Raw genomic sequence first — 25,417 nt, forward strand, 5'->3', positions numbered from 1 at the left:
GATTGAGACCCGCGAGGGTCTACGGAGGTTCCTTCCTTGGCTGCTGCGTCCACCGCGACCACCACCTCACCCAAGAACGGACGCGGAGCTTCGCGTCTCTCGTTCGCCAAGATCAGCGACACCCTGACCGTTCCGGATCTGCTCGCGCTGCAGACCGAGAGCTTCGACTGGCTCGTCGGCTCGGAGGCGTGGAAGACCCGCGTCGCCGAGGCGAAGGCCGCCGGCCGGGAGGACCTCCCCGCCAACTCCGGCCTCGACGAGATCTTCGAGGAGATCTCCCCGATCGAGGACCTCAGCGAGACGATGCAGCTGAGCTTCACGAACCCGTACCTCGAGCCCGAGAAGTACACGATCGAGGAGTGCAAGGAGCGCGGCAAGACCTACGCCGCTCCGCTGTACGTCGAGGCCGAGTTCATGAACCACCTCACGGGTGAGATCAAGACCCAGACGGTCTTCATGGGCGACTTCCCGCTGATGACCGAGAAGGGCACGTTCATCATCAACGGCACCGAGCGTGTCGTCGTGTCCCAGCTCGTGCGCAGCCCCGGCGTCTACTTCGAGCGCCAGCAGGAGAAGACGTCCGACAAGGACATCTACTCCGCCCGCGTCATCCCGAGCCGTGGAGCCTGGCTCGAGTTCGAGATCGACAAGCGCGACCAGGTCGGCGTGCGCATCGACCGCAAGCGCAAGCAGTCGGTCACCGTGTTCCTCAAGGCACTCGGCCTGACGAGCGAGGAGATCCTCGAGCAGTTCGCCGGCTACGAGTCGATCGAGCTGACCCTCGAGAAGGACAACATCCTCACCAAGGAGGACGCCCTCCGCGACATCTACCGCAAGCTCCGTCCGGGCGAGCAGGTCGCCGCCGAGGCCGCCCGCGCGCTGCTGGACAACTTCTACTTCAACTCCAAGCGCTACGACCTCGCGAAGGTCGGCCGCTACAAGATCAACCGCAAGCTCGGCATCGACAAGGCGCTGTCCGACTCGGTGCTCACGGTCGAGGACATCATCGCGACCATCAAGTACCTGGTCGCCCTGCACGACGGCCGCACCGCCCTCCCCGGCGTGCGCGACGGCGAGCCGGTGGAGCTGCGTCTCGACGTCGACGACATCGACCACTTCGGCAACCGCCGCATCCGCGCGGTCGGCGAGCTGATCCAGAACCAGGTCCGCACCGGGCTGTCCCGCATGGAGCGCGTCGTCCGCGAGCGCATGACCACGCAGGACATCGAGGCGATCACCCCGCAGACCCTGATCAACGTGCGCCCCGTCGTCGCCGCGATCAAGGAGTTCTTCGGGACCAGCCAGCTGTCGCAGTTCATGGACCAGAACAACCCGCTCGCGGGTCTGACCCACAAGCGCCGCCTGTCGGCGCTCGGCCCCGGCGGTCTCTCCCGTGAGCGCGCCGGCGTCGAGGTCCGCGACGTCCACCCCTCGCACTACGGCCGCATGTGCCCGATCGAGACCCCGGAAGGCCCGAACATCGGCCTGATCGGATCGCTCGCGTCCTTCGCGCGCATCAACTCGTTCGGCTTCATCGAGACCCCGTACCGCAAGGTCGTCGACGGCACCGTCACCTCGCAGATCGACTACCTCACCGCGTCCGAGGAGGACGAGTACCTGGTCGCCCAGGCGAACGCCCCCCTCACGAAGGACTTCCGCTTCGCGGAGGGCAAGGTCCTCGTCCGCCCCAAGGGCGGAGAGGTCGAGCTCGTCGACGCCGAGCGCGTCCACTACATGGACGTCTCGCCGCGCCAGATGGTCTCGGTCGCGACCTCGCTGATCCCGTTCCTCGAGCACGACGACGCGAACCGCGCGCTCATGGGCGCGAACATGCAGCGTCAGGCCGTCCCGCTGCTGCGCAGCGAGTCGCCCGTCGTCGGAACCGGCATGGAGGGCTTCGCGGCCATCGACGCCGGCGACGTCATCACTGCCGACAAGGCCGGTGTCGTCCAGGAGGTCTCCGCCGACTCCGTCACCGTCCAGCTGGACGAGGGCGGCACGCAGACCTACTTCCTCCGCAAGTTCGACCGCTCCAACCAGGGCACCTCGTACAACAACCGCGTGGTCGTCTCGGCCGGCGAGCGCATCGAGGTCGGCGAGGTCGTCGCCGACGGCCCCGCCACCGAGAACGGCGAGCTCGCGCTGGGCAAGAACCTGCTCGTCGCGTTCATGCCGTGGGAGGGCCACAACTTCGAGGACGCGATCATCCTCAGCCAGAACCTGGTGAAGGACGACGTCCTCTCCTCGATCCACATCGAGGAGTACGAGGTCGACGCCCGCGACACCAAGCTCGGCAAGGAGGAGATCACCCGCGACCTCCCCAACGTCAGCCCGGAGCTCCTGGCCGACCTGGACGAGCGCGGCATCATCCGCATCGGCGCCGAGGTCCGCCCCGGCGACATCCTCGTCGGCAAGGTCACGCCCAAGGGCGAGACCGAGCTCTCGGCCGAGGAGCGCCTGCTCCGCGCGATCTTCAACGAGAAGAGCCGCGAGGTCCGCGACACGTCGCTGAAGGTGCCCCACGGCGAGCAGGGCACGATCATCGGCGTCAAGGTGTTCGACGCGCAGGACGGCGACGACGAGCTCGGCTCGGGCGTCAACCAGCGCGTGGTCGTCTACATCGCCCAGAAGCGCAAGATCACCGAGGGCGACAAGCTCGCCGGCCGCCACGGCAACAAGGGCGTCATCTCGAAGATCCTGCCGGTCGAGGACATGCCGTTCCTCGCCGACGGCACCCCGGTCGACATCGTCCTCAACCCGCTCGGCGTCCCCGGCCGCATGAACTTCGGCCAGGTCCTCGAGATCCACCTCGGGTGGATCGCGAAGCAGGGCTGGAAGGTCGAGGGTCAGCCGGAGTGGGCCGCGCGCCTGCCCGAGCACGCCCGTGAGGCGGCGCCCGGCACCAAGGTCGCGACCCCCGTCTTCGACGGTGCGGCGGAGGAGGAGCTCGCAGGGCTCCTCGACTCCACCACCCCGACGCGCGACGGAGAGCGCCTGATCGGCTCGTCCGGCAAGACGCAGCTGTTCGACGGCCGCTCCGGGGAGCCCTTCCCGGACCCGGTCTCGGTCGGCTACATGTACATCCTGAAGCTGCACCACCTCGTCGACGACAAGATCCACGCGCGCTCGACGGGCCCGTACTCGATGATCACCCAGCAGCCGCTCGGTGGTAAGGCGCAGTTCGGCGGACAGCGCTTCGGCGAGATGGAGGTGTGGGCCCTCGAGGCCTACGGCGCCGCCTACGCCCTCCAGGAGCTCCTCACCATCAAGTCGGACGACATCCTCGGCCGCGTGAAGGTGTACGAGGCCATCGTCAAGGGCGAGAACATCCAGGAGCCCGGCATCCCGGAGTCCTTCAAGGTCCTCATCAAGGAGATGCAGTCCCTGTGCCTGAACGTCGAGGTCCTCTCGGCCGACGGCACCGCGGTCAGCCTGCGCGACACCGATGACGAGGTCTACCGCGCCGCGGAAGAGCTCGGCATCAACATCTCCTCCCGGTTCGAGTCGTCCTCCGTCGACGACATCTGATCCGCGCCAGCATCTGACGACCTCCCGTCTCTGACGAGACACCCTGTTTTCCGACAAGGAGAAAACATTGCTCGACGTAACCACTTTCGATGAGCTGCGCATCGGCCTCGCAACGGCCGATGACATCCGTCGCTGGTCGCACGGTGAAGTGAAGAAGCCCGAGACCATCAACTACCGCACCCTGAAGCCCGAGAAGGACGGCCTGTTCGGCGAGCAGATCTTCGGTCCCTCTCGCGACTGGGAGTGCTCCTGCGGCAAGTACAAGCGAGTCCGCTTCAAGGGCATCGTCTGCGAGCGCTGCGGCGTCGAGGTCACCAAGTCCTCGGTCCGCCGCGAGCGGATGGGCCACATCGAGCTCGCCGCCCCCGTCACCCACATCTGGTACTTCAAGGGCGTCCCCTCGCGCCTCGGATACCTGCTGGACATGGCGCCGAAGGACCTCGAGAAGGTCATCTACTTCGCGGCGTACATGATCATCGACGTGGACGACGACGGCCGTCACGCCGACATGCCCGGCCTCGAGAACGAGCTCCGGCTCGAGATCAAGACCCTCTCGGACCAGCGCGACTCCCGCATCGCGGACCGTCTGGCGCGCCTGGAGACCGACCTCGCCGCCCTGGAGGCGGAGGGCGCCAAGAGCGACCAGAAGCGCCGCACCAAGGACGGCGCCGAGAAGGAGATGGGCCAGATCCGCAAGTCCTTCGACGAGGACATCGCGCGGCTCGAGAGCGTGTGGGAGCAGTTCCGCACCCTCAAGGTCGGCGACCTCAAGCCCGAGGACGCGGTCTTCAACGAGCTCGTCGACCGGTACGGCGTCTACTTCGAGGCCTACATGGGCGCCGAGGCGATCAAGAAGCGCCTCGAGCAGTTCGACCTCCAGGCCGAGGCCGAGACGCTGCACCTGCAGATCGCCGAGGGCAAGGGTCAGAAGAAGATCCGCGCCATCAAGCGCCTGCGCGTCGTCAACTCGTTCCTCGCCACCGGCAACTCGCCGGCCGCGATGGTCCTCGACGTCGTCCCGGTCATCCCGCCGGAGCTGCGCCCGATGGTGCAGCTCGACGGAGGCCGGTTCGCGACCAGCGACCTGAACGACCTCTACCGTCGCGTGATCAACCGCAACAACCGACTCCGCCGCCTGCTCGACCTCGGTGCCCCCGAGATCATCGTGAACAACGAGAAGCGCATGCTCCAGGAGGCGGTCGACGCCCTCTTCGACAACGGCCGCCGCGGCCGCCCCGTCACCGGAACCGGCAACCGCGCCCTGAAGTCCCTGAGCGACATGCTCAAGGGAAAGCAGGGTCGCTTCCGCCAGAACCTGCTGGGCAAGCGCGTCGACTACTCGGGCCGCTCGGTCATCATCGTCGGCCCGCAGCTCAAGCTGCACCAGTGCGGTCTGCCCAAGCAGATGGCGCTGGAGCTGTTCAAGCCGTTCGTGATCAAGCGCCTGATCGACCTGTCGCACGCGCAGAACATCAAGGCCGCCAAGCGCATGGTGGAGCGCTCGCGCCCGCAGGTGTGGGACGTGCTCGAGGAGATCATCCGCGAGCGCCCCGTCCTGCTGAACCGCGCGCCCACGCTGCACCGTCTCGGCATCCAGGCCTTCGAGCCCCAGCTGGTCGAGGGCAAGGCGATCCAGCTGCACCCGCTCGTCTGCGCCGCGTTCAACGCGGACTTCGACGGCGACCAGATGGCTGTCCACCTGCCGCTGTCCGTCGAGGCCCAGGCCGAGGCGCGCATCCTGATGCTCGCGTCGAACAACATCCTCAAGCCCTCGGACGGCCGTCCGGTCACCCTGCCCACGCAGGACATGATCATCGGCCTCCACCACCTGACGACGATCCGCGAGGGCGCCGCCGGCGAGGGCCGCGCGTTCTCCTCCGTCTCGGAGGCGATCCTCGCGAAGGACCAGGGCTCGCTGCACCTGAACTCGAAGGTCAGGATCCGCATGTCGGACGTGTACTTCGCGCAGGGTCAGGCACCCGAGGGCGTCGAGATCGACGAGAACGGCAAGGTCACCGCGCCGGTCCTCCTCGAGACCACGCTCGGCCGCGCCCTCTTCAACGAGGCGCTGCCGGTCGACTACCCCTACTTCGAGCAGGTCGCCGACAAGACGACCATCTCCGGGATCGTCAACGACCTCGCGGAGCGCTACCCGAAGGTGGAGGTCGCCGCCTCCCTCGACCGGATCAAGGACGCCGGCTTCTACTGGGCCACCCGCTCGGGTGTCACCGTGGCGCTGTCCGACATCCTCACGCCTCCGTCGAAGCCCGAGATCATCGCGGGCTACGAGAAGAAGGCCGCGAAGGTCGAGTCCGAGTACGACAAGGGTCTGACCACTCAGGCCGAGCGCCGCCAGGAGCTCGTGAAGATCTGGACCGAGGCGACCGACGAGGTCGCCAAGGCCATGCGCGCGAACTTCCCGACGGACAACACCATCAACCGCATGGTCACCTCCGGTGCCCGCGGCAACTGGCTGCAGGTGCGCAACATCGCCGGCATGCGAGGCCTGGTGAACAACCCGAAGGGCGAGATCATCGCCCGACCGATCATCTCCTCGTACCGCGAGGGCCTGTCGGTCGCCGAGTACTTCATCGCCACGCACGGTGCCCGCAAGGGCCTGGCCGACACCGCGCTCCGCACCGCGGACTCGGGCTACCTGACGCGTCGACTCGTCGACGTCTCGCAGGACGTCATCATCCGCGAGGAGGACTGCGGCACCTCGAAGGGCCTCGACCTGCCGATCATGCTCCAGGACGCCACCGGCGCCTGGATCAAGGACTCCAACGTCGAGAACTCCGTCTACGCCCGTTCGCTCGCCACCCCGGCGTCGAACGAGGCCGGCGAGCTCGTCGCCGAGGCCGGCGAGGACGTGGGCGACGTGCTCATCGAGAAGCTGGTCGGAGCGGGCGTGCGCCACATCAAGGTGCGCTCCGTCCTGACCTGCGAGTCCGCCGTCGGCGTCTGCGCGGCCTGCTACGGCCGCTCGCTCGCCACCGGCAAGCTCGTCGACATCGGAGAGGCCGTCGGCATCATCGCGGCCCAGTCGATCGGCGAGCCCGGCACGCAGCTCACGATGCGCACCTTCCACACCGGTGGATCGGCCTCGGCCGACGACATCACGCAGGGTCTTCCCCGCGTGCAGGAGCTCTTCGAGGCCCGCACCCCCAAGGGCGCGTCGCCGATCGCGGAGGCCGCCGGCCGGATCACCATCGAGGACACCGACCGTGCCCGCCGCGTCATCCTCCAGCCGGACAACGGCGACGAGGCGGTCATCTACCCGGTGCTCAAGCGCTCGCAGCTCCTCATCGAGGACGGCCAGCACGTCGAGCTCGGGCAGCAGCTGCACGTCGGAACGGTCGACCCCAAGGAGGTCCTGCGCGTGCTGGGCGTCCGCGAGGTCCAGAAGCACCTGGTGGGCGGCGTCCAGGGCGTCTACCGCTCGCAGGGTGTGCCGATCCACGACAAGCACATCGAGGTCATCGTGCGTCAGATGCTCCGCAAGGTCACCGTGGTCGACCACGGCGACACGGAGCTGCTGCCGGGCGAGCTCGTCGACCGCTCGCGCTACAGCGAGGTCAACCGTGCGGCTCTGACCGAGGGCAAGCGGACAGCGTCCGCCCGCCAGGAGGTCATGGGCATCACCAAGGCCTCGCTCGCGACCGAGTCGTGGCTGTCGGCCGCGTCCTTCCAGGAGACCACCCGCGTCCTCACGCAGGCGGCCATGGAGGGCAAGCGCGACCCGCTGATGGGCCTGAAGGAGAACGTGATCATCGGAAAGCTGATCCCGGCGGGAACCGGTCTGCCCAAGTACCGGAACGTGTCGGTCGAGGCGACCGAGGAGGCGAAGGCCGAGCGGTACCCCAACCGCATCTTCGCGGACGACGCCGCGTTCAGCGACGCCGACCTCTCGTTCGTCGACTTCGACTCGTTCTCGAGCGATGGCTACGAGCCGGGCAACTACAGCTGATCCAGGTGAGCTGAACGATCGAAGGCCCCGTCGGGACACCGGCGGGGCCTTCGTCGTCCCCGACCCGCGGTCACCCGCACGGGGGGCCGCCCGTTCGCGACGAGCGGCCTTCCCCGCAGGAGCGGGGTGATTGACTCGTTGGGTGCTCGTCGGGTCGAGCCTGTACCCGTTCCCCGTCCTGGTCGCGGCACGTGAGGAAACGCGCGGATGAGACTCGTGATCGTCGTGCTGGCCGCACTGCTCGTGGTGGTCGGCGTAATCGTGGTGCCCGCGGTGCGGGCGGAGGCGGCAGAGGCGGTCGCACCCTCGTCTTGCGGCGTCGCGGAGCTGGCTCCCGTGCTCGCGGGCGACGACGTCCGGCCGCGCTCCGCCGCCGCGCTGGTCCCCATCGTGATGCTGCACGGCTGGCTGGGCACGGCGACGCACGACGCCGACCGCACAGGGGCCTTCTCCCATCTCGTCGACATGGTGTCGTCGGAGTCGGCGACCGCTCCGCTCGACGCTCCCGAGCCGTCCCTCCTCGGCCGGCTGCAGCAGATCGACGGCGCCGCGGTCTACACCTTCGACTACCGCCGGCTCGCCGCGCGCTGGGTCACCGACCCGGGGATCAGCGACGCGCTCGCCTCCTCGATCGCCTGCCTCGTCTCCGCGACCGGGCACCGCGCCGTCGTCGTCGCGCACTCGATGGGAGGGCTCGCCGCCCGCCAGGCGCTGAGCGGCTCGGTCGACGGGACCGCCGTCGCCTCGATGGTCTCGTCCGTCCTCACCTTCGGCACCCCGAACACGGGATCCGACGTCGCGGAGCGCCTCGGACGAATGGTCGACGACTCCGGCCAGGTCAGCCCCGCGGTGATCGCAGGACTGGACCCGCAGAGCCGGCTGAGCGTCTCGGCGATGCTCGCCTCCTGCGGGGACGCCGTCTCGGAGGACGCCGAGCACGCGGGGGAGTGCACGGGAGTGCCGATGATCGACGCCCTCGCCTCGGCGGCGGGCAAGGGCCTGCGGACGGGATCGACCGAGCTCGGCTCCCTGCCGCCCTGGCCCGCCGGCGTGCACGTGACGGCACTGGTGGGTGACATCCAGGTGACCGCCGCGGTGGCGCTCGGCCTCGCCACCGCGCCGGTCGACCTCGGCGACATCATGGTCGCAACCGGATCGGCGACGGCCGGAGTCGACGACTACGTGGTCTCGACCTGCCGCTACACCTACCTCGCCGCGGCGGACGTGCCGTCCCTCGTCGCCGAGCTCTCGCCGTTCGCGCGGCTCGGCGATGCTCTGCGCTTCGCGAAGCTCGTGGTCGACGTCGACGCGAGCCCGTGCCACCACGCGCGGCTGACCCGGAACGTCGACCTCGTCGAGCACGCCGCCGGCGTCGTGTCGGACGTCGTCGCGGGCGAGCTGTCCGCTCCGCACGCCTCTCGAGCGCAGACCGCGGCGAGGGCGCTCCCGGCGGCGGAGGAGTCCCGGAGGCGGTCCTCGTGACCGGTCGGCGGACACCGCCGAGGAGACACCATGTCGCGTCAGTTGACGGACGTCTGTCGGGAAGCATACGGTCGGACCGGCCCATGGGGAGGCCGCCTGGGGGACAGGCAGCGCGGCCCGCGCGGCACCCGAGCCGCATGCGCGGGCCGCGCCCGTCCCCGATCTCCTCTCACGTTCCGCGCTCCCTCCGGGTACGCTCGGCTGGACAGTAGATGTCGGAGGCTCCTCCGTGCATCCCGGCGCCGGAGGCCTGATGAGCGACGACCCCCTCGATGCGGAGGAGCCGGCGCGTCCTCCCCGCCTGACCCGCGAGCAGGTCCGCACCCGCCTGCTGGACGCCGCTCTCGCGGTCGTCCGCGCCGAGGGCCTGCGCGTCGGAGTCGCCCACCTGCCCCTCGAGGACGTCATCCGCTCGGCGGGTGTTCCGCGCAGCACCGTCTACCGGATCTGGCCCACTCGCCAGTCGTTCTACGACGAGCTGATCGCCGCGATCCCGGAGCGGGTCCTCGCCACCCGCCTCGACCAGCCGTCCCTGCGGGCCGGGAACTCCCACCTCCACCGCAGCCTCGACCCCGAGCCGACCCCGGCGCAGCGCCGCGAGGCCCTGATCGCCTCCGTCCGGGTCGCCGTCGACGCGAACGTCGACAACATCTTCTCGTCGCAGCACTGGCGCAACTTCATCGCTCTCGCCGGCGCGGTGGGCTCGCACGAGGAGCCGGCGCGGACCGCCATCGGATCCGCTCTGCGGTCCCGCCAGCTGCACTTCATCGACAACATGGCGAAGTACTACGAGCACACCCTCGCCGAGGCGGGGCTCCGGCTGCGCCCGGACCGCGGCGCCGCCGCTCTCGCCTCCGCCGTCTCGGCCCTGATCGAGGGTCTGTGCATCGCGCGGATCGCGGCACCGGAGCTGGTGACCGGCCCGCTCGACCCGGCCGATCCCGAGGGGCCGTCACTGGCGGTGGTGTCGGTGCTGCTGCTGATCGACGGGTTCACCGAACCGGACGAGTGATCCGGGTCGCGGGGTCCGCTCAGTCCTCCGCGACCGGCTCCAGCATCCCGTCGACGATCGAGCGGATCGTCCAGGCCGCCAGAGTCCACTCGACCGGCTCGCCGTCGAGGCCGGGGGCGGTCACCGGAGCGTCGAGGTCGTCGTCGAGGAGCCGGCCGCGGTGCGCGAGCCCGTCGATCACGATCGCGGTGAGGTGGGCGAGCTGGAGCGTCGTGAATCCCGGGCGCATCGTCCCGCCGAAGACCTGCAGCGTCTCCTCGTAGAAGTCGCGCATCCGGCGCGTGAGCATGCCCTCGATCCGCTTCGCCGTGGCGCGCACGGCGTCGCGTGCAGGCCCCTCCTCCATCGAGAAGGTGCAGGCGAGCAGTGCGTTGTACGACGACCAGTCGGCGGAGCGGCGGAGCGACTCGGCATTGGCCCGCGCCCCGATGCGGATGGTCTCCCAGGCGACCCGGCGGCGGCCGGCGGCCGTGGAGAGCAGATCGGTGGAGCGCTCGTAGACCTCGCGCATCTCCTGCTGGGCCTCGGGATCGGCGCCCTCCGCGTACCGGTCCCGCACGAAGACCTCGCCGACCAGGTCGGCCACGAACTCCTCGCGCGTGCTCCAGATCCGGTAGACGGAGCTGCGCGGCACGCCGGCCAGGCGGATGTACTCCTCCATGGGCAGGTGCGCGAAGCTCACCGTGAGGCCGTGGTTCGAGACGACGTCGCGCGCCGTGGCGATCATGCGGCTGCGCACCTGCTCCGCGGGGATCCTCCGGGCCCGCCGGGAGCCCTCTGCGCTGTCGTCCATGGAGAGGGACACTAGCCGGAGACGGTGCCGCGGGTGGTCCTCCACGCGCTCCGTGAGCCGATCCGGAGCGCTCTGGGGGCGTCCTCCCACTGAGACGGAATGTCCCATCACGTGCACGACGACGTCGCGGACCGCTACGGTGCAGCCGGGGCGGACCCGAACCTGCCCCTGCTAGGGGACCCCCGTGACCGGATTCGATCGGTTCACGCTGGCCGTCGTCGACGGACCAGCGATCGAGCGCGCCGCGCTGCAGGCGCTGCTCGCGCAGCTGCTGCCGCAGTTCTCGCACGACGAGGAGGGCGTCGACCGCATCGCGGTCCTCGACCTGGACGGCGTGCCCGGCGAGGAGGTGGCCGACACCCTCGAGCGTGCGGCTACCCGGACCGTCGGCCTCGTCGTGCTCTCCTCCTCCGACTCCCTGGAGCCGGTGCGGGCCGTGCTGCGACGGGAGAGAGCGGCCTACGTCTGGAAGGGCGACGACCCCAGCGAGCTCGCCGCGGCGGTCGTCTCCGTCGCCTCCGGCCGCACCTGGATCTCGGACACCGCCCGCCACCGGCTCGTGCACGGGCGCGAGGAGCGCCGCCCGGTGCTGAGCCCCCAGGAGAGCCGTGTGATGCGCGCCTACGGAGCGGGTGCCGCGGTCCGCACCGTCGCGGTCGACCTCAGCGTCGCCGAGCACACTGTCCGCACCTACATCAAGCGGATCCGCGCCAAGTACCTCGAGACCGGCGTCACTCTCGACTCACGGGTCGACTTCTACCGCCACCTCGGCGACCACGACGTCGCCATCCGCCGCGGCGGAGACCGGGTGCGGGCCGGCGCGCAGCAGGCGGCCGGCGACGTCGTCGGCGAGCGCCGAGCCTGAGGCGAGCAGGATCGCGTTCCCGCCGGTGCGCCCCTCGACGAAGGCCGTCGATCCGACCGCTGCGGTGACCGGGAGCAGCTCCCGGACGACCCCGCGCAGGCGGTCCAGCCTCCGGTGGTCGGCGTCGTCGGCGACGTTGACCGCGAGGAGCCCGTCGGCGCCGACGCGGGCGGCGAGCGGAGCGAGGACGGACGCGCGGTAGAACGCCTCCGGGATCTCGTCCCCGTCGTAGACGTCGAGCACGACGAGGTCAGCGCTCCAGGGCGGCAGGGGCCCTGCGGCGTCGGCCGTGAGGAACCGGACGCGCGCGCCGCGGGGGAGCGGCGCGTGCTCGAGCACGAACTCCACGAGTCCCGCCGCGCTCTCCACCGCGAGCTGCTCGGAGCCCGGCCGGGTCGCGGCGACGTACCGGGCCAGGGCCAGGGCTCCGGCTCCGAGGTGCAGCACGCGCAGCGGCTCGCCGGGAGGGGCGGCGGCGTCGACCACCGCGCCGAGGCGCGCGAGGTACTCGAGGTGCAGAGCACGGGGATCGCCCGGATCGATCAGCGACTGCTCCGCGCCGTCGACCGTGAGCAGCAGCGCCTCCGGCCGCACGGGATCCGGCCCCAGCGCGGCTGTGCGGCCTCCCGGCAGCAGGAGGGACGGAGGCATCCCGTCACGCTAGCGCTCCTCGCGCGATCCGCCCCGCCGCCGCTACGGTGACAGGCATGGCCGCCCTGATCCTGCTCGACGTCGACGGCGTCCTGAACCCCTCCGTCCGCAGCGATCGCGCCTCGGGCTCGCACCGCCTGGAGCTCGAGCCCGAGCGGGCGGCGCTCGTCGCCCGCCTGGCCGCGGTCGGCACGATCGTGTGGGCCACGACCTGGCCGCCGCGCTTGACGCGGGTCCTCGCCCAGGACCTCGGGCTGCCGGCGGGCACGGAGGCGATCGTCTTCGACGGCGGCCTCCCGCGCGACCCGCGGTTCCCGGGCCGGACGGGCAAGCTCCAGCCCGTCGCGGTGTGGCTGGAGGCGGCCGCCGAGCGCGGCGCGATCGACGCCGTGGTGTGGATCGACGACAACCTCCACGAGGACGCCTACGACTGGGCCCGCGAGCAGAGCACCCCCTTCCACCTGGTGCGTCCGGAGTCGGCGACGGGCCTCACGAGCGACGAGGTCGCCGGTGCCGAGCACTTCCTGGCCGGACTCCCGGCGTCACACGGCGACATCCGGGAATAGGGCCGCCCCCTCCACTGGTTATCGTCACTCCGGGCGGTTCCGCCGAGCAGCGGTCCGCCCCGGGACGACCCGTCCCCTCGTCGATCCCCGCGCCGCATCCGGCGCAGCGGGACCGCCACGACTCCGTGATGCACCGAAGGACAACACCGTGACCCTCTCCGCCCGCACCTCCCTGCGCGTCCTGCTCGGCACGACCGCCGCCGCCGCCGCCCTGGTTCTCGCCGGCTGCGCGCCCGCCTCGACCGACGACGTGGTCTCCGGCTCGAGCGGCGAGGGCACCGCCTCCGCGAGCTCCGGCCTGACACTGGCCGAGGTCGAGGACTCGGGGAAGCTCACCATCGGCACCGAGGGCACCTACCCGCCCTTCTCCTTCCACGCCGACGGCGGGACGGGAGCCCTCACCGGCTACGACGTCGACGTGATCACCGCCGTGGCCGAGAAGCTGGGCGTCGAGCCCGACTTCCAGGAGACGCAGTGGGACGCGATGTTCGCGGGCCTGGACGGAGCGCGCTTCGACGTGATCGCGAACCAGGTCTCGATCAACGACGAGCGCGAGGCGAAGTACGACTTCTCGGAGCCGTACTCGGTCAGCCCCGGCGTCGTGATCGTCCCCTCGAGCGACACCTCGATCACCGACCTCGCCGGCCTCTCCGGCAAGACCACCGCGCAGTCGCTCTCGAGCAACTGGTACACCGTCGCGCAGGAGAACGGCGCCGAGGTCGAGGGCGTCGAGGGCTGGGCGCAGGCCATCGCCCTCGTCGAGCAGGGCCGCGTGGACGCGACCGTGAACGACCGCCTCACCTGGCTCGACTGGTCCACGACCTACCCCGACCAGGCCGCGGGCCTCAAGGTCGCCGTCACCACCGACGACACCTCCGAGAGCGCCTTCACCTTCCCGAAGGGCTCGGACGACCTCGTCGAGGCCGTCGACTCCGCCCTCGACGAGCTGCGCGAGGACGGCACCCTCGCCTCCATCTCCGAGCGCTACTTCGGAGCCGACGTCTCCCAGTAGCCCCACCCCGAGGCGGCTCCTCCCCTTCCGGGAGGGGCCGTCTCGTGGTTGAGCGGCGCCGGCGCGGGGGAGCGGCGGAGCGGCTCAGGCAGCGGGTCCGCCCGCAAGGGCGCCCGCCCCGGCGCGAAGCGTGCCAGCATTCCCCAGGAGGCGGAGACGATCCGCCCCCGACGCCACCACCCGATCGAGCCGACCGCGGATCCTCCCGCGAAGGCGGGAGAACACAATGGACCTCGTCCTCCGGTCGTTCTGGCCGATCCTCTCCGGGGGCATCGTCGGGACGATCCCGCTCGCGCTGGCGAGCTTCGCCATCGGGCTCGTGCTCGCGCTGGCGGTCGCCCTGATGAGGCTCTCCCGGGTGCGGATCCTCTCCTGGATCGCGCGTGCCTACATCTCCGTCATCCGGGGCACGCCGCTCCTGGTGCAGCTGTTCGTGATCTTCTACGGGCTGCCGAGCCTCGGACTGAAGATCGACCCCTGGCCCAGCGCCACCATCGCGTTCGCCCTCAACGTGGGCGGCTACGCGGCGGAGGTGATCCGCGCGGCGATCCTCAGCGTCCCGAAGGGGCAGTGGGAGGCGGCGCACACGATCGGCATGAGCCGCTCGCTCTCGCTGCGGCGCATCATCCTCCCGCAGGCCGCGCGCGTCTCCGTCCCCCCGCTGTCGAACACCTTCATCTCGCTGGTGAAGGACACCTCGCTGGCCTCCCTCATCCTGGTGACCGAGCTCTTCCGGCAGGCGCAGAAGATCGCCACCGCGTCGAGCGAGTTCATGCTCCTCTACCTCGAGGCCGCTCTGATCTACTGGCTCATCTGCCTGGTGCTCTCCAGCGGCCAGGGCCTGCTCGAGAAGCGATTGGACCGCTATGTCGCCCGCTGACACTCCGACCGACGCCCGGCCCGTGCTCACGGCCCGCGGCCTCCGCAAGTCGTTCGGCGGGGTGGAGGTGCTGCGCGGCATCGACCTGGAGGTCCACCGCGGCGAGGTCGTCGCCCTGATCGGGCCGTCCGGCTCGGGCAAGACCACCGTCCTGCGCTCGCTGAACAGCCTCGAGGTGCCGGACGGCGGGGTGGTCGAGCTCGCCGACGGCAGTGTCCTCGACTTCGACCGCGGCGTCGGACGGAAGGCGCTGACCGGGCTGCGCGACCACTCCGCGATGGTTTTCCAGCACTTCAACCTCTTCCCGCACCTGACCGTCCTCCAGAACGTGACGGAGGGGCCGCTGCGAGTGCAGCGCCGTCCCGCGTCCGAGGTGGTCCCTGAGGCGGAGCGCCTGCTCGAGCGCGTCGGCCTCGGCGGCCGGGGGAGCGCCTACCCCTTCGAGCTCTCCGGCGGTCAGCAGCAGCGCGTGGGCATCGTCCGGGCGCTCGCGCTGCGGCCCGATCTGCTCCTCTTCGACGAGCCCACCTCGGCGCTGGACCCGGAGCTGGTCGGCGACGTGCTCTCGCTGATGCGGGAGCTGGCGGGGGAGGGCTGGACCATGCTCGTCGTGACGCACGAGCTCGAGTTCGCCCGGCAGGTGGCCTCGGAGGTCGTCTTCATGGCCGACGGCGTGGTCGTCGAGCGGGGCGCCCCTGCGGAGATCCTCCGGGAGCCGCGCGAGCCGCGCACACGGCAGTTCCTGCACCGCCTCCTCCACCCGCTCGAGTAGACGGTCGGCGCTGTCCCCCGTCGACGGGGAGCCGCGCGGCGCACCGGGCGCGGCGGAAGGCGTGCCTATGCTGTCCGGGTGACCTGGAGCAGCGACGCCGAGACCACGCGGATCCCCTCCGCGACCGAGACGTCCGGCGGAACCGGACCCCAGCCGACCCGGGAGTACGTCTGGCCCGAACCCGTGACGGGTCGGCAGCCGACCGTCGAGCCCGCCGCCCCGGCCGCCGCGGCGTCCGCCCCCAGCGCCCTCGGGCCGGTCGAGGCCGAGCCCGAGCCGGTCCGGCGCTCCGGCAACCGCCTCGCGGGCCTCGCGCTCGCCCTCCTGACGACCGCGGTCTTCGCCGTCCTGTACCTCGTCGCCCTGACGGCGATCCGCCTCCTCGTCGACCGCGTCGGCGGCGACCCGGTCGCCCTCGCGCTCGACGCTGCGCCGACCGCGCTCTTCCTCGCCCCGGTGGCCGCGTTCCTGGTCGGCCTGGCGCTGATCGTGCTGGTCGTGAACCGCGCGGGCTGGTGGGCCTACGTCCTCGGCGGCTTCCTCGTCGCCCTCCTCACGGCCGCGGCCGCGCTGGTCGGCGGCTGGAGCGCCGTCGGACCGCTCGCCCTGCCGATCGACCGCTCCCTCGCGCTCGACTACGTCCGCGATCCCGCAGTCCTCGCGGCGGTCCTCGCCGCCGGCGTCCTCGGCCGGGAGGCGAGCGTCTGGGGCGGCGCCGCGATCGCGGGCCGCGCCCGAGGCGTCAAGCGCCGCAACGCCGAGCGCGAAGCGGCCGCGCAGTCGTGACTCCGGAGGGGCAGGGGCAGGGCCGCGGAGCCGGCCTGGGCTACGGCCTCGCGCTGGCCGGCTTCGCCGCGTTCCTCTACCTCGCCCTGGTCGTCTGCGCGTTCGGGGTCCTCAGCCTCCTGCTGGACCAGGACGTCGTGCCCGAGCGCGACGCCGGCCCGCTGCTGGGGCCGGTCTCGGTGGCGGTCTGCGTCGTCGCCGTGCTGGTCGCGATGGTGACCCTCGCCGCCCGTCCCGCCGTCCACCGCGTCCTCGGCCCGTCGCTGCTGACCGGGGTCGTCGTCTACCTGCTCTTCCTCGTCACGGGCGGAGCGCTCTACGGGCTCGGCCGCCAGGAGCCGGGGGAGATCCTCGGCTGGATCCTCGACCACGCCCCCACTGTCTTCGCGATCGCGACCGGCGTGCTCGCGGCCGCCGTCCAGCTCGTGTTCCTCCTGCTCCTGGTTCGTCGCGACGCCGGCGGCCGCAGCCCCCACTGGGGCTGGGAGGGCGACGAGCGGGAGTGACGACGGAGTCCCGGCGCGGCTCAGCGCGGCGCTGCGGCATCTCCCAGGCCGAACGCCGCTCGGTTGACCGGCCCCGTCACTCCCCGTAATATTCTTCGGGTGTGCGCTTTGCCGTGCGCTCGTGTCGTGCCTCCGGGTCGATGCGGTCGCCGCACTTCGCTCCACCGGGTCCGCGAGGATCCGCGGGTTCGTCCGATCGGGCGGCCCCCACGGCATACCCCTCACCCTCCCGGTCCCGCTCGCGGGGCCGCGGGGTGCGTCGGGTCCAGATGAACTCGGCCGTTCCCGGAGACGGGAGGGCCGAATGTCGACCATCGATCCGCTGTCACCGTGCAGCATTCAAGGAGCAAAACCAGTGCCAACGATTCAGCAGTTGGTCCGCAAGGGACGCACGCCGAAGGTCACCAAGACCAAGGCGCCCGCCCTGAAGGCCAACCCCCAGCAGCGCGGCGTCTGCACGCGCGTCTACACGACCACGCCCAAGAAGCCGAACTCGGCCCTCCGCAAGGTGGCCCGCGTGAAGCTCTCCAACGGCACCGAGGTCACCGCCTACATCCCCGGCGAGGGCCACAACCTGCAGGAGCACTCGATGGTGCTCGTGCGCGGCGGTCGCGTCAAGGACCTCCCCGGTGTCCGCTACAAGATCGTTCGCGGCGCCCTGGACACCCAGGCCGTCAAGAACCGCAAGCAGGCTCGCAGCCGGTACGGCGCGAAGATGGAGAAGAAGTAATGCCTCGTAAGGGCCCCGCTCCCAAGCGCCCCGTCGTCGCAGACCCCGTCTACGGCGCCCCCATCGTCAGCCAGCTCGTCAACAAGATCCTCCTGGACGGCAAGAAGGGCCTCGCCGAGCGCATCGTCTACGGTGCCCTCGAGGGCGTCGCCGGCAAGAACGGCCAGGACGCGGTCGTCACCCTCAAGAAGGCGCTCGACAACGTCCGCCCGACCCTCGAGGTCCGCAGCCGCCGCGTCGGCGGCTCGACCTACCAGGTCCCGGTCGAGGTCAAGCCCCACCGCGCCAACACCCTCGCGCTCCGCTGGCTCACCAGCTACGCGAAGGCCCGTCGCGAGAAGACGATGACCGAGCGTCTCATGAACGAGATCCTCGACGCGTCGAACGGTCTGGGCGCCGCTGTCAAGCGTCGCGAGGACACCCACAAGATGGCCGAGTCGAACAAGGCCTTCGCGCACTACCGCTGGTAGCGCACCCCGCGGCCGCCTCCGGGCGACCGCGACCACCGGGCCCGCGGCGTCACCGCTGCGGGCCCGGTCCCGGCGGCGGATCGCCCGATCCCCGCGACCGGGCGACCGCCACCACCAGAATCCCAGCCATTCGGCCATGAACCCGGTGCGCTGGCTCCATCACCTATCGGAGGAACTCCGTGGCACAAGATGTGCTCACCGACCTGAACAAGGTCCGCAACATCGGCATCATGGCCCACATCGATGCCGGCAAGACCACCACCACCGAGCGCATCCTGTTCTACACGGGTATCACGCACAAGATCGGCGAGGTCCACGACGGCGCCGCGACGATGGACTGGATGGCGCAGGAGCAGGAGCGCGGCATCACGATCACGTCCGCCGCGACGACCTGCTTCTGGAACAAGAACCAGATCAACATCATCGACACCCCCGGTCACGTCGACTTCACGGTCGAGGTCGAGCGCTCGCTCCGCGTCCTCGACGGCGCCGTCGCCGTCTTCGACGGCAAGGAGGGCGTCGAGCCCCAGTCCGAGACCGTCTGGCGTCAGGCCGACAAGTACGACGTCCCGCGCATCTGCTTCGTCAACAAGATGGACAAGCTCGGCGCCGACTTCTACTACACGGTCGACACGATCATCAAGCGCCTCGGCGCGAAGCCGCTGGTCATCCAGCTGCCCATCGGCGCGGAGTCCTCCTTCGAGGGCGTCGTCGACCTGGTCGAGATGCGCGCGCTCACGTGGCGCGGCGACTCGAAGGGTGACGTCGCGCTCGGCGCGAAGTACGAGATCGAGGAGATCCCGGCCGACCTCGCCGACAAGGCGGCGGAGTACCGCGAGAAGCTCCTCGAGACCGTCGCGGAGACCTCCGACGAGCTGCTCGAGAAGTACTTCGGCGGCGAGGAGCTCACCGTCGCGGAGATCAAGGGCGCCATCCGCAAGATGACCGTCAACTCCGAGATCTACCCGGTGCTCTGCGGCTCGGCGTTCAAGAACCGCGGCGTCCAGCCGATGCTCGACGCTGTCGTGGACTACCTCCCCTCCCCGCTCGACGTCCCCGCCATCGAGGCGCACGACGTCCGCGACGAGGAGAAGGTCATCATGCGCCACGCGGACTCGACCGAGCCCTTCTCGGCGCTCGCGTTCAAGGTCGCCGTGCACCCGTTCTTCGGTCGCCTGACCTACGTCCGCGTCTACTCGGGCAAGCTCGACTCCGGTGCCCAGGTCATCAACTCGACCAAGGGCAAGAAGGAGCGCATCGGCAAGATCTTCCAGATGCACTCCAACAAGGAGAACCCGGTCGACTCGGTCACCGCCGGCCACATCTACGCCGTCATCGGCCTCAAGGACACCACCACCGGTGACACCCTGAGCGACCCGGCCGCGCAGGTCGTGCTCGAGTCGATGACCTTCCCGGAGCCCGTCATCGAGGTCGCCATCGAGCCCAAGACGAAGGCGGACCAGGAGAAGCTCGGCACCGCGATCCAGAAGCTCGCGGAGGAGGACCCCACCTTCCGCACCGAGCAGAACCAGGAGACCGGTCAGACGGTCATCAAGGGAATGGGCGAGCTGCACCTCGACATCCTGGTCGACCGCATGAAGCGCGAGTTCAACGTCGAGGCCAACGTGGGCAAGCCCCAGGTCGCGTACCGCGAGACGATCCGCCGCACGGTCGAGAAGTACGACTACACCCACAAGAAGCAGACGGGTGGCTCCGGCCAGTTCGCGAAGGTCCAGATCACCATCGAGCCGATGGAGGTCGAGGCCGACAAGACCTACGAGTTCGTCAACGGCGTCACCGGTGGCCGCGTCCCGCGCGAGTACATCCCCTCCGTCGACGCGGGCATCCGCGACGCCATGCAGGTCGGCGTGCTCGCCGGCTACCCCATGGTCGGCGTGAAGGCGACCCTGGTCGACGGAGCGGCGCACGACGTCGACTCCTCCGAGATGGCGTTCAAGATCGCCGGCTCGATCGCGTTCAAGGAGGCCTCGCGCAAGGCGCAGCCGGTCCTCCTCGAGCCGCTCATGGCCGTCGAGGTCCGTACTCCCGAGGAGTACATGGGCGACGTCATCGGCGACATCAACTCGCGTCGCGGGATGATCCAGTCGATGGAGGACGCCACCGGCATCAAGGTCATCCGGGCCAACGTCCCGCTGTCCGAGATGTTCGGCTACATCGGAGACCTGCGCTCGAAGACCTCGGGCCGCGCCGTCTACTCGATGACGTTCGAGACCTACGCCGAGGTCCCCAAGGCCGTGGCCGAGGAGATCGTCCAGAAGAACAAGGGCGAGTAGCTCCGCCCCTGGGCCGTCGCCGTTCCCCGGAACGGCGGCGGCCTGGTAGTGTCGTGCGGGTTTGCTGCCGAGTGCAGCGCGCCCCCTGTCGCAGCGGGACGGCCGCACGACCACTGCCGGTAACATACGTACACAAAACCCCCGCAAGTCCTCCTGTCCTCGTGCCGCCCCGTGCGGCCGCCCGGATGCGGATGCTTGCACCTAAGTCCTGAGGAGGACCCACAGTGGCTAAGGCCAAGTTCGAGCGGACCAAGCCGCACGTCAACATCGGAACCATCGGTCACGTCGACCACGGAAAGACCACGCTCACCGCGGCGATCTCGAAGGTTCTGGCGGACAAGTTCCCGTCCGCGACCAACGTCCAGCGTGACTTCGCGTCGATCGACTCCGCTCCCGAGGAGCGCCAGCGCGGCATCACGATCAACATCTCGCACGTCGAGTACGAGACGCCGAAGCGCCACTACGCGCACGTCGACGCCCCGGGTCACGCCGACTACATCAAGAACATGATCACCGGCGCGGCCCAGATGGACGGCGCGATCCTCGTGGTCGCCGCCACCGACGGCCCGATGGCTCAGACCCGTGAGCACGTCCTCCTCGCCAAGCAGGTCGGCGTCCCCTACCTCCTCGTCGCGCTGAACAAGGCCGACATGGTGGACGACGAGGAGATCCTGGAGCTCGTCGAGCTCGAGGTCCGCGAGCTCCTCTCGTCGCAGGGCTTCCCCGGCGACGACGCCCCCGTCGTGCGCGTCTCCGGCCTCAAGGCCCTCGAGGGCGACGACACCTGGACCCAGTCGATCCTCGACCTGATGGACGCGGTCGACGAGTCCATCCCGGACCCGGTGCGCGACAAGGACAAGCCGTTCCTCATGCCGATCGAGGACGTCTTCACGATCACCGGTCGTGGAACCGTCGTCACCGGCCGTGCGGAGCGTGGAACCCTCGCTCTGAACTCCGAGGTCGAGATCGTCGGCATCCGCCCGACGCAGAAGACCACGGTCACCGGAATCGAGATGTTCCACAAGCAGCTCGACGAGGCCTGGGCCGGCGAGAACTGCGGTCTGCTCCTCCGCGGCACCAAGCGCGAGGACGTCGAGCGCGGCCAGGTCGTCGTCAAGCCGGGTTCGGTCACGCCGCACACGGACTTCGAGGGCACCGCGTACATCCTGTCCAAGGATGAGGGTGGGCGTCACAACCCGTTCTACGCGAACTACCGTCCGCAGTTCTACTTCCGCACCACCGACGTCACCGGCGTCATCACGCTGCCCGAGGGCACCGAGATGGTCATGCCCGGCGACACCACCGACATGACGGTCGCGCTGATCCAGCCGATCGCCATGGAGGAGGGCCTCGGCTTCGCCATCCGTGAGGGTGGACGCACCGTGGGTGCCGGTACGGTCACCAAGATCATCAAGTAGGTCCGTCCTACCGATCTCTCGAGAGGGGTCGTCCGCTTCGGCGGGCGGCCCCTCTCGTCGTTCCCGGGGACGCCCGGCTAGCGTGGCGGCATGCCCTTCGTGAAGAGCGACCCCCGTGCCCTCCCGCAGTTCTTCGAGTGGGAGGCGGCCGGCCTGGACTGGCTGCGCGAGGCGGACGGCGGTGCGCGCTGTGTCGGGGTGGAGAGGGTGTCGCCCGGGCGCATCGAGCTGGAGGAGATCCGCTCCGTGCGTCCCTCGGCCGAGTCGGCTCGGGCTCTCGGCGCCGCGCTCGCCCGGACGCACGACGCCGGAGCCGCGGCGTTCGGAGCGCCGCCCCCGGGATGGACCGGCCCCGCGTACATCGGCCGCCGCGGGATGCCGTGCCGCCCGGACGACTCGTGGGGGCGCTTCTACGCGGAGCAGCGGGTGCGGCCGTTCCTCGGCCCCGCCGTGGAGGCGGGCAACCTCACGGCAGCCGAGTCGCGGCTCGTCGAGCAGGCTCTGGGCCGGGTGGCGGCCGGAGCCTTCGACGACGGTGCGGGGCCCGCGCGGATCCACGGGGACCTCTGGACCGGCAACGTGCTCTGGACGGCGGACGACGCCGTCCTGATCGACCCCGCCGCTCACGGGGGACACCGCGAGACCGATCTGGCGATGCTGGCCCTCTTCGGTGCTCCGCACCTCGACGCCGTCCTCGAGGGCTACCGCGAGCAGCATCCGCTGGGGGCCGGCTACGAGGAGCGGGTGCCACTCCACCAGCTGCACCCGCTCGCCGTCCACGCCGCCGGTCACGGTCCCTCCTACGGCCGCGCCCTGGCAGACGCGGCGGAGCAGGTGATCGCACTGGCCGGCTGACCGGCGCGCCCGCACCGTTCCCCCAGCCGGGAGCGCCACACTGAGGCACGCGCTGCCCTGTGCGCGTTTACTAGGAGGCATCATCGTGGATCTCGGGAAGCTCGGACGCCAGGCCGGCGAACTGCTCAACAGCCGGAAGGCCCAGGACGCGCTGCGGAGCGAGAAGGCCGAGCAGGTCTCCGACCAGACCCTCGAGAAGGCGGGCGAGATCGCCAGCCGCCTCACCAACGGCAAGTACGACGACCGCATCGAGGACCTGAAGCGCCAGGCCGACAAGCGGATCGGCAACGAGTAGCGGCTGCCGTCCGACTGCTCCTCCCCGCCGTCAAGCGGGTGCGGGCCTCGGATCCGCCGTCCTATCGTCGGATCGATGGCTGACACTCGCGCGCAACGACTCCGCAGGACCGATTCGAGCGGGCGCGGCTACACCCGGGTGCGCGCGGGCTCCGGCTTCAGCTACCGCGACCCGAAGGGCGCGACCGTCGCCGACAAGGAGCTGCGCGCGCGGTTCGACCATCTCGGCATCCCGCCGGCCTGGACGGACGTCTGGATCGCCCCGTATCCCAACGGGCACATCCAGGCCACCGGCGTCGACTCCGCCGGCCGCCGCCAGTACATCTACCATCCGACCTGGCGCGAGCAGAAGGACCGGATCAAGTTCGACCGGGCGCTGCGGCTCGCGGAGGCCCTGCCCGGGGCGCGCCGGGCCGTGACCATCGCCCTTCGCTCGGACGGACCCAGCCGCGAGCGCGCGCTGGCCACCGCCTTCCGGATGCTCGACACCGGATCGCTCCGCGTCGGCAGCGAGAGGTACGCGAAGGAGCACGGCAGCATCGGCCTCTCGACGCTCCTGTGCGCGCACGCCACGACCCACGGGGACCGGGTCGCCCTCGCCTTCCCCGGGAAGAGCCATCAGGCGTGGACGAGCGAGATCCTCGACCACGACCTCTCGCGCGTCGTCCGTGCTCTCAAGCGTCGCGGGCCGAACGCCCGCCTGCTCGCCTGGAAGGACGGGCGGGAGTGGCGGCCGATCTCGGCGCCCGAGATCAACGACTACGTGCGCGAGCGCGCCGGCGACGACTTCACGGCGAAGGACTTCCGCACTCTGCACGGCACGGTCGCGGCCGCGCTGAGCCTGGCGAAGTCGGGCCCGCAGGCCACGCAGCGCGCTCGGAACTCCGCGATCGCCCAGGCGATGCGCGACGCCTCGGACGTGCTCGGGAACACGCCGACGGTCGCCCGCGCCAGCTACGTCGACCCGCGGCTGCTCGACCACTTCCGCGCCGGCGAGACCATCGACGCGTCGCGCCCCGCGTCGGCCGAGACCGCCGTCCGGGCGCTGCTCTTCGAGTAGCGGGGGAGGCGCTCCGACCCGCGCTGCTGCTCGGAGCGACCGGCTCCCCAGGGCCGTCACGACGTGCTCGCGAAGGAGCCCTCCGGCGCGACACGCCCGGGTTGCAGGGGTGGGGCATCTGTGGGAGACTCTTCTAGTTCAAAATTTCCTCTCGGGCGGCGTGCTGCTCGGAGGGGGACACTGCCAGGCAGTGCCGAGACGGCATCGCGGAGGCTCGACCCGAGAGGGCGGCCGCGCGGGTGCGACGTCGAGGCGGCGGGTAGCAGAACGACAACAACCGACATCTCAACGGGTTCTCCGTGCGTCGTGCGTTCTGCACGCCGATCGGAGCGCTCCGAGGGTGCGGTGCTTTTGACAGAAGAACACTGGTTGCACTTTTCCGGGTCACCGGAGTTCCTTCGCGAGCGCGTCCAATGCGAGACGAGTCCGGCTCCGGCCGGGGGAGTCGCGTACGACGCAATAACAAGAGAGTGAGAGATCACACATGGCGGGACAGAAGATCCGCATCCGACTGAAGTCGTACGACCACGAGGTCATCGACACGTCGGCGCGCAAGATCGTCGACACGGTCACCCGTGCCGGTGCAACGGTGGTCGGCCCCGTGCCGCTGCCGACCGAGAAGAACGTGGTCTGCGTGATCCGTTCTCCCCACAAGTACAAGGACAGCCGCGAGCACTTCGAGATGCGCACCCACAAGCGCCTCATCGACATCATCGACCCGACGCCCAAGGCCGTCGACTCGCTCATGCGCCTCGACCTGCCGGCCGACGTCAACATCGAGATCAAGCTCTAAGGAGGAGTGCCACCATGTCTGTCACTGTTTCCCCCACGCTGAAGACCAGCAAGGGCCTCCTCGGCACCAAGCTCGGAATGACCCAGGTCTGGGACGAGAACAACAAGCTCGTGCCGGTCACCGTCATCGAGATCAGCCCCAACGTCGTGACCCAGGTCCGCACGGAGGAGAAGGACGGCTACACCGCCGTCCAGCTCGCCGCCGGTGCGATCGACCCGCGCAAGGTGAACAAGCCCGCCGCCGGTCACTTCGACGCCGCGGGCGTCACCCCCCGCCGCCACCTCACCGAGGTCCGCACCTCCGACGCCGCCGACTACTCGGCCGGCCAGGAGCTGACCGTGGACGCCGTCTTCGAGGCCGGCACCAAGGTCGACGTCGTCGGCACCAGCAAGGGCAAGGGCTTCGCCGGTGTCATGAAGCGTCACAACTTCAAGGGCGTCTCGGCTTCGCACGGTTCGCACCGCAACCACCGCAAGCCCGGCTCCATCGGCGCCTCCTCGACCCCCAGCCGTGTCTTCAAGGGCATGCGCATGGCCGGTCGCATGGGTGGCGAGCGCGTCACCGTGCTCAACCTCAAGGTGCACTCCGTCGACGCCGAGAAGGGCCTGCTGCTCGTCAAGGGCGCCGTCCCCGGTGCCCGCGGTCGCCTCGTGTTCGTTCGCAACGCCGTGAAGGGAGCGTAG

Annotated in this window: 21 protein-coding genes; 20 read left to right on the forward strand and 1 reads right to left on the reverse strand. The window is 70.2% G+C overall.

Annotated elements, in window-relative coordinates; translation table 11 throughout:
* Window positions 1–36: 36 nt before the first annotated feature.
* The 4 genes from rpoB to C5C29_RS12635 all read left to right on the forward strand — a co-directional run bounded on the left by rpoB (window position 37) and on the right by C5C29_RS12635 (window position 9,989).
* Window positions 37–3,528, forward strand: coding sequence for a DNA-directed RNA polymerase subunit beta (gene rpoB, locus C5C29_RS12620; RefSeq protein ID WP_104224581.1), 3,492 nt, complete (start codon window positions 37–39; stop codon window positions 3,526–3,528).
* Between the two features lie 67 nt (window positions 3,529–3,595).
* Window positions 3,596–7,495 carry a DNA-directed RNA polymerase subunit beta' gene (locus tag C5C29_RS12625; RefSeq protein WP_104224580.1) on the forward strand — a complete coding sequence of 1,300 codons (3,900 nt, stop codon included), beginning with the start codon at window positions 3,596–3,598 and terminating at the stop codon, window positions 7,493–7,495.
* 207 nt (window positions 7,496–7,702) lie between these two features.
* The gene (locus tag C5C29_RS12630) at window positions 7,703–8,977 is read left to right on the forward strand and encodes a triacylglycerol lipase (protein WP_104308449.1); all 1,275 of its coding nucleotides are present in this window, start codon (window positions 7,703–7,705) and stop codon (window positions 8,975–8,977) included.
* Between the two features lie 253 nt (window positions 8,978–9,230).
* Window positions 9,231–9,989 (forward strand): TetR/AcrR family transcriptional regulator, encoded by a 759-nt coding sequence (locus C5C29_RS12635; RefSeq protein WP_104308450.1) that lies wholly within the window; start codon window positions 9,231–9,233, stop codon window positions 9,987–9,989.
* Between the two features lie 19 nt (window positions 9,990–10,008).
* Here the strand turns inward: C5C29_RS12635 and C5C29_RS12640 are convergent, their stop codons facing one another.
* The gene (locus tag C5C29_RS12640) at window positions 10,009–10,782 is read right to left on the reverse strand and encodes a hypothetical protein (RefSeq protein ID WP_146076607.1); all 774 of its coding nucleotides are present in this window, start codon (window positions 10,780–10,782) and stop codon (window positions 10,009–10,011) included.
* A gap of 184 nt (window positions 10,783–10,966) precedes the next feature.
* Between C5C29_RS12640 and C5C29_RS12645 the strand changes: the two genes are divergently transcribed.
* The 16 genes from C5C29_RS12645 to rplC all read left to right on the forward strand — a co-directional run bounded on the left by C5C29_RS12645 (window position 10,967) and on the right by rplC (window position 25,417).
* Window positions 10,967–11,647, forward strand: a complete 681-nt coding sequence (locus C5C29_RS12645) for a LuxR C-terminal-related transcriptional regulator (protein WP_104224576.1) — start codon at window positions 10,967–10,969, stop codon at window positions 11,645–11,647.
* 707 nt (window positions 11,648–12,354) lie between these two features.
* Entirely contained in the window at window positions 12,355–12,864 is a 510-nt protein-coding gene (locus C5C29_RS12650; RefSeq protein ID WP_104224575.1) for an HAD domain-containing protein, read from the forward strand.
* A 148-nt stretch (window positions 12,865–13,012) separates the two neighbouring features.
* Window positions 13,013–13,876, forward strand: a complete 864-nt coding sequence (locus C5C29_RS12655; RefSeq protein ID WP_374953121.1) for an amino acid ABC transporter substrate-binding protein — start codon at window positions 13,013–13,015, stop codon at window positions 13,874–13,876.
* Window positions 13,877–14,102: 226 nt separating this feature from the next.
* Complete coding sequence (locus C5C29_RS12660) at window positions 14,103–14,756, forward strand: amino acid ABC transporter permease (RefSeq protein ID WP_104224574.1); 654 nt, start codon at window positions 14,103–14,105, stop codon at window positions 14,754–14,756.
* On the forward strand, window positions 14,743–15,528 hold the full coding sequence (locus C5C29_RS12665; RefSeq protein WP_104269386.1) for an amino acid ABC transporter ATP-binding protein: 786 nt from the start codon (window positions 14,743–14,745) through the stop codon (window positions 15,526–15,528). The genes C5C29_RS12660 and C5C29_RS12665 overlap by 14 nt, the downstream gene beginning before the upstream one ends.
* Before the next feature lie 78 nt (window positions 15,529–15,606).
* Window positions 15,607–16,314 carry a hypothetical protein gene (locus tag C5C29_RS12670; RefSeq protein ID WP_104260912.1) on the forward strand — a complete coding sequence of 236 codons (708 nt, stop codon included), beginning with the start codon at window positions 15,607–15,609 and terminating at the stop codon, window positions 16,312–16,314.
* The gene (locus tag C5C29_RS12675; RefSeq protein WP_104250880.1) at window positions 16,311–16,820 is read left to right on the forward strand and encodes a DUF6121 family protein; all 510 of its coding nucleotides are present in this window, start codon (window positions 16,311–16,313) and stop codon (window positions 16,818–16,820) included. Before C5C29_RS12670 ends, C5C29_RS12675 begins: the two co-directional genes overlap by 4 nt.
* A gap of 355 nt (window positions 16,821–17,175) precedes the next feature.
* A complete protein-coding gene (rpsL, locus tag C5C29_RS12680) occupies window positions 17,176–17,550 on the forward strand; it encodes a 30S ribosomal protein S12 (RefSeq protein ID WP_011186743.1) in 375 nt (124 codons plus the stop codon).
* Window positions 17,550–18,020, forward strand: a complete 471-nt coding sequence (gene rpsG / locus C5C29_RS12685) for a 30S ribosomal protein S7 (protein ID WP_068251443.1) — start codon at window positions 17,550–17,552, stop codon at window positions 18,018–18,020. The genes rpsL and rpsG overlap by 1 nt, the downstream gene beginning before the upstream one ends.
* Before the next feature lie 179 nt (window positions 18,021–18,199).
* On the forward strand, window positions 18,200–20,314 hold the full coding sequence (fusA, locus tag C5C29_RS12690; protein ID WP_104224571.1) for an elongation factor G: 2,115 nt from the start codon (window positions 18,200–18,202) through the stop codon (window positions 20,312–20,314).
* 224 nt (window positions 20,315–20,538) lie between these two features.
* Window positions 20,539–21,732: an elongation factor Tu gene (gene tuf / locus C5C29_RS12695; protein ID WP_104224570.1), complete on the forward strand. Its 1,194-nt coding sequence runs from the start codon at window positions 20,539–20,541 to the stop codon at window positions 21,730–21,732.
* 90 nt (window positions 21,733–21,822) lie between these two features.
* Complete coding sequence (locus C5C29_RS12700) at window positions 21,823–22,587, forward strand: fructosamine kinase family protein (RefSeq protein ID WP_104308451.1); 765 nt, start codon at window positions 21,823–21,825, stop codon at window positions 22,585–22,587.
* Between the two features lie 85 nt (window positions 22,588–22,672).
* Window positions 22,673–22,882, forward strand: coding sequence for an antitoxin (locus tag C5C29_RS12705; protein WP_159939075.1), 210 nt, complete (start codon window positions 22,673–22,675; stop codon window positions 22,880–22,882).
* 75 nt (window positions 22,883–22,957) lie between these two features.
* Window positions 22,958–23,941, forward strand: coding sequence for a DNA topoisomerase IB (locus C5C29_RS12710; RefSeq protein WP_104224567.1), 984 nt, complete (start codon window positions 22,958–22,960; stop codon window positions 23,939–23,941).
* A gap of 484 nt (window positions 23,942–24,425) precedes the next feature.
* Window positions 24,426–24,734 (forward strand): 30S ribosomal protein S10, encoded by a 309-nt coding sequence (gene rpsJ, locus C5C29_RS12715; protein ID WP_005050520.1) that lies wholly within the window; start codon window positions 24,426–24,428, stop codon window positions 24,732–24,734.
* 14 nt (window positions 24,735–24,748) lie between these two features.
* Entirely contained in the window at window positions 24,749–25,417 is a 669-nt protein-coding gene (rplC, locus tag C5C29_RS12720) for a 50S ribosomal protein L3 (RefSeq protein WP_104224566.1), read from the forward strand.

The sequence above is a fragment of the Rathayibacter sp. AY1H2 genome, assembly GCF_002931985.1.
Taxonomy (GTDB): Bacteria; Actinomycetota; Actinomycetes; order Actinomycetales; family Microbacteriaceae; genus Rathayibacter.

Excerpts from the sequence above, each read along its gene's own strand:
- C5C29_RS12630 (WP_104308449.1), top strand. The coding sequence starts at position 7,703 with ATGAGACTCGTGATCGTCGTGCTGGCCGCACTGCTCGTGGTGGTCGGC.
- C5C29_RS12635 (WP_104308450.1), top strand. The coding sequence starts at position 9,231 with ATGAGCGACGACCCCCTCGATGCGGAGGAGCCGGCGCGTCCTCCCCGC.
- C5C29_RS12640 (WP_146076607.1), bottom strand. The coding sequence starts at position 10,782 with ATGGACGACAGCGCAGAGGGCTCCCGGCGGGCCCGGAGGATCCCCGCG.
- C5C29_RS12650 (WP_104224575.1), top strand. The coding sequence starts at position 12,355 with ATGGCCGCCCTGATCCTGCTCGACGTCGACGGCGTCCTGAACCCCTCC.
- C5C29_RS12660 (WP_104224574.1), top strand. The coding sequence starts at position 14,103 with ATGGACCTCGTCCTCCGGTCGTTCTGGCCGATCCTCTCCGGGGGCATC.
- C5C29_RS12665 (WP_104269386.1), top strand. The coding sequence starts at position 14,743 with ATGTCGCCCGCTGACACTCCGACCGACGCCCGGCCCGTGCTCACGGCC.
- rpsG (WP_068251443.1), top strand. The coding sequence starts at position 17,550 with ATGCCTCGTAAGGGCCCCGCTCCCAAGCGCCCCGTCGTCGCAGACCCC.
- C5C29_RS12700 (WP_104308451.1), top strand. The coding sequence starts at position 21,823 with ATGCCCTTCGTGAAGAGCGACCCCCGTGCCCTCCCGCAGTTCTTCGAG.
- C5C29_RS12710 (WP_104224567.1), top strand. The coding sequence starts at position 22,958 with ATGGCTGACACTCGCGCGCAACGACTCCGCAGGACCGATTCGAGCGGG.
- rpsJ (WP_005050520.1), top strand. The coding sequence starts at position 24,426 with ATGGCGGGACAGAAGATCCGCATCCGACTGAAGTCGTACGACCACGAG.
- rplC (WP_104224566.1), top strand. The coding sequence starts at position 24,749 with ATGTCTGTCACTGTTTCCCCCACGCTGAAGACCAGCAAGGGCCTCCTC.